Annotated in this window: 6 protein-coding genes; 2 read left to right on the top strand and 4 right to left on the bottom strand. The window is 65.2% G+C overall.

Annotated features, from left to right (window positions below):
- A partial coding sequence (locus Q0602_RS04960) for a TRAP transporter large permease (protein ID WP_298839763.1) occupies positions 1–927 on the top strand: 927 nt, incomplete at its 5' end.
- 165 nt (positions 928–1,092) lie between these two features.
- Here Q0602_RS04960 and Q0602_RS04955 read toward each other — a convergent pair.
- Genes Q0602_RS04955 through Q0602_RS04945 form a run of 3 tightly spaced genes read right to left on the bottom strand, consistent with a single transcriptional unit; the run spans position 1,093 to position 5,016 of the window.
- Positions 1,093–3,318 carry a xanthine dehydrogenase family protein molybdopterin-binding subunit gene (locus tag Q0602_RS04955; RefSeq protein WP_298839760.1) on the bottom strand — a complete coding sequence of 742 codons (2,226 nt, stop codon included), beginning with the start codon at positions 3,316–3,318 and terminating at the stop codon, positions 1,093–1,095.
- Positions 3,319–3,340: 22 nt separating this feature from the next.
- A complete protein-coding gene (locus tag Q0602_RS04950) occupies positions 3,341–4,327 on the bottom strand; it encodes a xanthine dehydrogenase family protein subunit M (RefSeq protein WP_295037451.1) in 987 nt (328 codons plus the stop codon).
- On the bottom strand, positions 4,324–5,016 hold the full coding sequence (locus tag Q0602_RS04945; RefSeq protein WP_298839756.1) for a (2Fe-2S)-binding protein: 693 nt from the start codon (positions 5,014–5,016) through the stop codon (positions 4,324–4,326). Before Q0602_RS04945 ends, Q0602_RS04950 begins: the two co-directional genes overlap by 4 nt.
- 360 nt (positions 5,017–5,376) lie before the next feature.
- On the opposite strand from Q0602_RS04945, the gene Q0602_RS04940 reads away from it, so the two are divergent.
- Positions 5,377–6,147 carry a MipA/OmpV family protein gene (locus Q0602_RS04940; protein ID WP_298839753.1) on the top strand — a complete coding sequence of 257 codons (771 nt, stop codon included), beginning with the start codon at positions 5,377–5,379 and terminating at the stop codon, positions 6,145–6,147.
- 264 nt (positions 6,148–6,411) lie between these two features.
- Here Q0602_RS04940 and Q0602_RS04935 read toward each other — a convergent pair.
- On the bottom strand, positions 6,412–7,064 hold a 653-nt coding region (locus tag Q0602_RS04935; protein ID WP_298839750.1), incomplete at its 5' end, for a quinolinate synthase.

The following is a 7,064-nucleotide window of genomic DNA, read 5'->3' as shown; positions in this document are numbered from 1 at the left end:
TACTCCCGCGCCTTCGCGGCAGGCCTGGTCTGCACCGGCGCCGCCCTGTCCCTGATCATTCCGCCGTCGATCGGCCTGGTGATCTACGGGATTCTGGCGGGCACGTCCATTTCGGACCTGTTCCTGGCCGCCATTCTGCCGGGCTTGATGCTTGGCGTGCTGATGCTCTGCGCACTGCCGTTCGCCAAACTGATGCCCCCGCCGACAGCCGGCGAAAGCGCAGCGGCAGACACCTCCTTTCGACGGGTAGTGGAACGAGGAGACGGGCAACCCTACGCCAAACGTCTATTACGCTCGTTCCGTGAAGCCTTCTGGGGTCTGCTCACCCCCGTCGTCATTCTCGGCGGTATCTACGGCGGGCTGTTCACGCCCACCGAGGCGGCCATCGTGGCGACGGTATTCGCCATGTTCGTCGGCTTCTTCATCTATCGCACACTCAGCCTGCGCTCGTTGTTCGCCTGCGTGGCGGAATCGGCAGGGTCATCGGCGGTGGTCATGCTGGTCGTGGCGTTCGCCAGCCTCTTCGGTTGGGTAGTGGTCGTGGACGGGCTGGTCAGCGACTACTCCGATGCCCTGCTCGGCGTGAGCCAGAGCCCTTGGGTCATCGTCCTGATGATGATGATCATTCTGCTGCTGGCCGGCATGTTCATGGACGCCATCACCATCATGTTCATCACCCTGCCGATCTTCATGCCGGTGGTTCAGCAGCTAGGGCTCGATCCGACCTGGTTTGGCGTGGCGCTGATGACGGCGCTCTCCATCGGCCTCATCACCCCACCGGTGGGCATCAACCTGTTCGTGGCGGCCAATATCACCGGCCTGCCATTGGGGCGTATCGCCCGAGGCGTCGTCCCTTTCCTGATCGTCTCTTTGATCGGCTTGCTGATCGTGACCTACGTGCCGGCCATCTCGCTGATTGCGCTGTAAGCCCATCGATCGGAACAACGCCGGCCATGAGGCCGGCGTCGTCGTTTCGCAGTCGCTGGTCACGCTCGCGCTTGGCGTCGCTCTCTCCGCCGTGCACTCCACGCCCCTCTATCCGTCAGGCATTTCGTGCCGTTCTACATCACGCGCTTCGCACCTTTCTCTCTGTCATGCACTCCGTGCCTGGGGCACGTCGTCCATCAGCTTGTCGAGGGTGATCGGCAGTTCGCGGATGCGCTTGCCGGTGGCGTGATGGACCGCGTTGGCGATGGCGGCCGCCAAGCCGGTGACACCGATCTCGCCGATGCCGCGGGCGCCGTATTCGTTGAACGCCAGGTCCGGATGGTCGAGCAGGATCACGTCGATCTCCGGCTGGTCGGCGTGCACCGGCACCACGTATTCGGCGTAGTCGTTGTTGACCGGGCGGGCGTTGCGCTCGTCATATTCGGTGGCCTCGAACAGCCCCATGCCGATGCCCATCACCACGGCGCCTTCGACCTGATTGCGCGCGGTGGTTTCGTTGATCACGCGGCCCACGTCGATGGCGCTGACGACCCGTGCAACGCGCAGACGCGAGATACCCGGATCCCAGCGCACCTCGACGAAATGGGCGCCGAAGGAGCGGTAGGAGTATTTCGAGTCGGCCGCCTCGGTATGCGCTTCCCCATCGGCGCTGCCGTAGCGACCGGCTTCCAGAATGTCGGCAAAGCTCACCTGCTTGCCGTCGGCGCTGCGCAGGCCGCCGTCCGTGACTTCCAGATCGTCGCCGGACGCCCCGGCGAAGACGCCGTTGCTGCCGGTGGCATAGCGCTTGATCTCGTCGAGGGCGTTGCGCGCCGCCCCGGCGATGGCCGGCAGCGTGGTCGCCGTCGCCCAGGAGCCGCCGGAAACCGGCCCGTCCGGATAGGAGGAGTCCCCCAGCTTGATGGTGATGCGATCGATGGGGATGCCGGTCACATCGCTGACCGCCTGGGCGACGATGGTGTAGGTACCGGTGCCGATATCCTGGGTGGCGCAGGAGGCAAACGCCGTGCCGTCGGCACGGATCGAGACCCGCGCGTCGCAGGGGCGTTTCAGCGCTTCCCAGTTGCACGCGGCCATGCCGTAGCCGACGATTTCGCGGCCCTTGCGCATGCTGCCGATCTCGGGATTGCGGTCGGCCCAGCCAAACTTCTCCGCCGCCCGGTTCGTCGCTTCGACGATATGGTTGCTGGAGAAATCCAGATCCTGGCTCTCGTCGCGCTCGGCGTAGTTGTCGAGCCGGAACTGCACCGGGTCGACACCGGCAGCGTCGGCCATCTCGTCGACCGCCGACTCCAGCGCGAACAGCCCCGGCGCGGCGCCCGGTGCGCGCATCGAGGTGGGCGTGCCGCGATTCACCTGGGTGGTCTCGTGGCTGACCGTGAGGTTGGGACAGCTGTAGAGGCTCTTGGTCACGCTGCCGCAGGTCTCGACGTACTGGTCGGTATAGGACGTGGTGTTGATCGACTCGTGACGCAGCGACACCAGCTTGCCGTTGTCGTCCGTCGCCAGGCGCAGGCGCTGACGCGTTTCCGGCCGATGCCCGGTGGTGGTGAACATCTGCTGGCGCGGCACCACGAGCTGCACCGGGCGCCCGAGTTCCCGGGACACCGCCGCCGTGGCGATGGCGTGCGGCCAGGTCCACAGCTTGCTGCCGAAACCGGAGCCGATGTAGGGCGCGTGCACGGTGATCCGCTCCGGCGGAATGGCGAAGATCTTGGAGAGCGCGTTGCGTGCCACCACCACACCCTGGGACGCATCGAAGATCGTCAGCTCGTCGTTGTCCCACCACGCCGTGGAAGCGTGCATCTCCATGGGATTGTGGGTCTCCACCGGCGTGCGATAGGTCACGTCGATGGTGGTCGCCGCGCTATCGAACGCCGAGGCCGCGTCACCGCGATCGTGATTGCCACTGCCGGCCTGGGTGCCGTTGGCCTCGACGCCCTGGTCGAGATTGGCCACGGCCTGGTCGGTCGAGTAGGTCACCTTGACACGTCGCGCCGCGGCCCGGGCGTTCTCGAAGGTGTCCGCGATCACCAGTGCCACGAACTGCCCTTCGTAGTAGACGCGTTCGTCCTCGAACGGCAGCCGGGTCTCCTCGACCTTGTTGCCCTGGGCGAAGCTCGATGGCGTGTGGTACAGCGTCGGGAAGTGGCTGTGGTGGAAGATATCGATGACGCCCGGCATCTTGCGGGCCTCGTCGACGCTCAGTTGCGAGACCTTGCCGCTGGCAACGGTACTGAAGACGCCGTAGCCGTAGGCCAGGTTGGGCGGCAGGTTGTCGGCGGCATAGTTGGCGCGGCCGGAGAGCTTGTCCGGGCCGTCGATACGCGGCACGCCGGCGCCGATGATGCTCTGCTGTTTGTCGCTCATGTTCGATTCTCCTCGCAAGCAATCAGGCGGCGGTCAGATCGGAAAGATTGCGCACGATGGCCTGCTGGCCGAGCGGAATCTTGTAGCCGTTGTGGGCGTAGGCGATGGCATTCTCGAAAGCGAGCTTTGCGGCGTCGGCAAAGAGCTGCTCGCTCGCGGTCTTTCCCTTGAGCGCCGCCTCCACCTCCGGCGCGCGCCAGGGCTTGGTGCCCACGCCGCCCATGGCCACGCGGGCCTCGCGGATGGTGTTGCCATCCATCCGCACGATCACCGCGCTGGAGGCGAGGGCGAACTGATACGACTGGCGATCGCGCAGCTTGAGATAGCCCGACCGGCTGCCCTCGAGCGGCGCGTCGAGGATGACGTGGGTGATCAGCTCGCCCGGTTCCAGCGCGTGTTCGCGTTCCGGCGTATCGCCGGGCAGCAGATGGAAGTCGGCGAAGTCGATCTCGCGGGTGCCTTCCGGCCCCTGAACCTCGACGGTGGCGCCGATCGCGGCCATCGCCACGCACATATCCGAAGGGTGGGTGGCGATGCAGGCGTCGCTGGTGCCGAGCACCGCGTGAACGGTGCGGTTGACGCCGCCGATCGCCGCGCAGCCGCTGCCCGGTTCGCGCTTGTTGCAGGCGGAGACCCCATCTCGGAAATAGGGGCAGCGCACCCGCTGCATGATGTTGCCGCCGGTGGTGGCCTTGTTGCGCAGCTGGGTCGAGGCGCCGGCCAGCAGGGCCTGGGACAGCACGGCGTAGTTCTCGACCACGCGCGCGTCCCGCGCCAGGGCGGTGTTGGTCACCATCGCACCAATGCGCAGGCGGCCATCGTCGAGGCGCTCGATCTCGTCGAGGGCGACACCGTTGATGTCGACGATCTTGTCGGGCTGCATGACGTCGAGCTTGACCAGATCCAGCAATGTGGTGCCACCGGCCAGGAACGAGACGGCGCGGTCGCTGCCGTGGGCGGCGACCGCCTGCTGCGCGCTGTCGGCGCGGGCGTATTCGAAATGTCTCATGCGTTGCCTCCCTGCACGTTGCCTCGAACGGACTGAATGGCCGCGACGATGTTCTTGTAGGCGCCGCAGCGGCAGATGTTGCCGCTCATCGCCTCGCGCACGTCGGCATCGCTGGTGCCGATCGATTCGTCCTGCAGGATCGCCACCGCGCTCATCATCTGCCCAGCGGTGCAGTAGCCGCACTGATAGGCATCGTGTTCGAGAAACGCCTGCTGAATGGGGTGCTGCTGGCCATTCTTCTCCAGCCCCTCGACGGTGGTGATCTCGTCGCCGTCGTGAGTGACCGCCAGGCTCAGACACGAATTGATCGAAGTGCCGTTGACCAGGATCGTGCAGGCGCCACACTGGCCGTGATCGCAGCCCTTCTTGGTACCGGTGAGACCGAGACCGTGGCGCAGCGCGTCGAGCAGAATCACGTTGGGGGTCACGTCCAACTGCTGACGCTGGCCGTTGACGGCCAGCGTAATGCGCTGTTTACCCTTCGCGGGCGGCGCATCGGTCTGCGTTGCCGGCTGGTCCGGCGAGCCGGCGTAGCTCACCTGGGAGAGCGCCGGGGCCGCCGCCACGGCCAAGCCGGAAACCCCCGCCGTCTGCAGAAACCGCCGGCGGCCCGGAGAGCGGGGCTGAGTCGAGTCGTTTCCGGGCTCGTAGATACCCACGCCCGTGCTCGATCGTTGATTATCGTCCATGGAGTCATCCTCATCAGTTTCCGCCCGATCCTGTTCGTTATTGCTATCGAGTCGTTATCGCTATCGAGATCGTTCGTGTCGGGCGCGCCTCATGTCGCCCGCGCGCGTTTGGCAAGCCCGCGAGGCAGAGGCAGGCAGCGAGAGTTCGCTGGCCGGGGAGTCGGTTGGACGCCGTCGTGTCAGGCGGCGGCATCACAGTCAACTTAGAGGAGGTTGGCGATGGTCGCAAAGCGACGGATGGCATTCAGGAGCAATCCGCCGCGATCGTGGAGGAATGAGCATGATGCTCAACAGGCTGGCCTTTTTACCTACACTACCGTATGTTTTTGCCGAACCCGCTTCGTCACAGGGATATGAGACATGACTGCTTCACGGAATGGCATCTGGTTGCTGGCAATCGCTGGTGGCCTATCGATCAGCGCCTCGGCCGCCGCCGCCCAGCCCGAATGGGAAGGCACCGTCGGCGCCGGGGCCATCTACAGCCCGGACTACCTGGGTAGCGACGACTATGAATGGAACGCCTGGCCGTCGCTGGATGCCACCTACGGCGACACCTTCTTCGTCAGCGTCACCGACGGCATCGGCTGGAACGTGATCAAGCGGGACAACTGGCGGGTCGCGCCGTTCATCGGCTACACCTTCGGCCGTGACGATACCGGCGACATCGATGACCTCGACCAGGTTGACGGCGGCGCCACCGCCGGACTCCGCGTCAGCTATCTCGACGAGGCGTGGCGCTACAGTGCCGCTGCGGAGACGCCCTTCAGCGGCGATATCGATGGCTACCGCGTCAGGTTCAAGGCGACTCATGTCACCAAGCTCGGCGAACGCATGGCCTTCACCATCGGGCCACGTTTCGAGTACACCAGCGCCGCCTGGACGGACGACATGTTCGGCGTCTCGAACCGCGAGAGCGCGCGCTCAGGTATCGATGCCTATGACCCGGATGACGGCTATTTCTCGATCGGTGGCGACGCCTCGCTCAGCTACTACCTCACCCGGCAGTGGTCGATCACCGGCTTGGTCGGCGTCTCGCGCCTGACCGGCGATGCCGCAGACAGCTCGATCGTCGACGATATCGGCGATGCGACCCAGTGGCGGGCGGGCGCGTTCGTCAATTATCATTTCTAGGTCGTAGAGATCTAAATTCTAGCGACGTAATCTTAGAGACATAAAAGCGCCCGCCCCGGTGTCAGCCGGGGCGGGCGCTGTCGTTTCTCAGCGTACAGTGCCTAAGGAAGCGCTGAATAAATCGCCGAACGAGATGAAGGGCAAGGCGCACGGAACGCAGAAGGCGAGACATAACATGGGGTTAAGCGAGCTTTCGACCGGGCTGGCGTTCCAGTACCGCGCAACGCAGCCATTCGCTCGTGCAGGCATTTATGCAGTGGTTCCCTAGCGGCGCTTCAGCTCGGCGCCGAACTCCAGCATCCGATCCAGTGGCACCAGCGCACGCGCGGCAATCTCGGGATCGACGTGAATCTCCTGGCCGCAGCCGTTGGCGTCTTCGAGTACCGCCAGCGTGTTCTCCAGCCCGTTCATCGCCATCCACGGACAGCTGGCGCAACTGCGACATGTCGCACCGTTGCCCGCCGTGGGCGCAGCCATGAAGGTCTTGTCGGGCATCAGCTGCTGCATCTTGTAGAAGATGCCGCGATCGGTGGCGACGATGAAGCTGGGGTTGTCGAGCTGCTGCGCCGCCGCGATCAGCTGCGACGTCGAGCCGACCACGTCGGCGACCTCCACCACCGACGCCGGCGATTCCGGATGCACGAGCACCGCGGCTTCCGGATGCAAGGCCTTGAGCTCGAGAAGCCCCTTGGCCTTGAACTCGTCGTGGACGATGCACTCGCCCTCCCAGCAGAGCACGTCGGCACCGGTGCGCTCGCGGACATAGTTGCCCAGATGGCGGTCCGGCGCCCACAGGATCTTTTCGCCCTGCCGGTCGAGATGGTCGATCAGCTCCACCGCGATGGAAGAGGTCACGACCCAATCGGCGCGCGCCTTCACCGCCGCCGAGGTGTTGGCGTAGACCACCACGGTACGCT

Origin of the sequence: uncultured Salinicola sp., from assembly GCF_937921195.1 — a bacterium.
GTDB lineage: Bacteria > Pseudomonadota > Gammaproteobacteria > Pseudomonadales > Halomonadaceae > Salinicola.
The sequence above is the reverse complement of the archived record's forward strand: the minus strand, read 5'-3'. Positions and strand labels throughout refer to the sequence as shown.

Excerpts from the sequence above, each read along its gene's own strand:
- Q0602_RS04955 (WP_298839760.1), bottom strand. The coding sequence starts at position 3,318 with ATGAGCGACAAACAGCAGAGCATCATCGGCGCCGGCGTGCCGCGTATC.
- Q0602_RS04950 (WP_295037451.1), bottom strand. The coding sequence starts at position 4,327 with ATGAGACATTTCGAATACGCCCGCGCCGACAGCGCGCAGCAGGCGGTC.
- Q0602_RS04945 (WP_298839756.1), bottom strand. The coding sequence starts at position 5,016 with ATGGACGATAATCAACGATCGAGCACGGGCGTGGGTATCTACGAGCCC.
- Q0602_RS04940 (WP_298839753.1), top strand. The coding sequence starts at position 5,377 with ATGACTGCTTCACGGAATGGCATCTGGTTGCTGGCAATCGCTGGTGGC.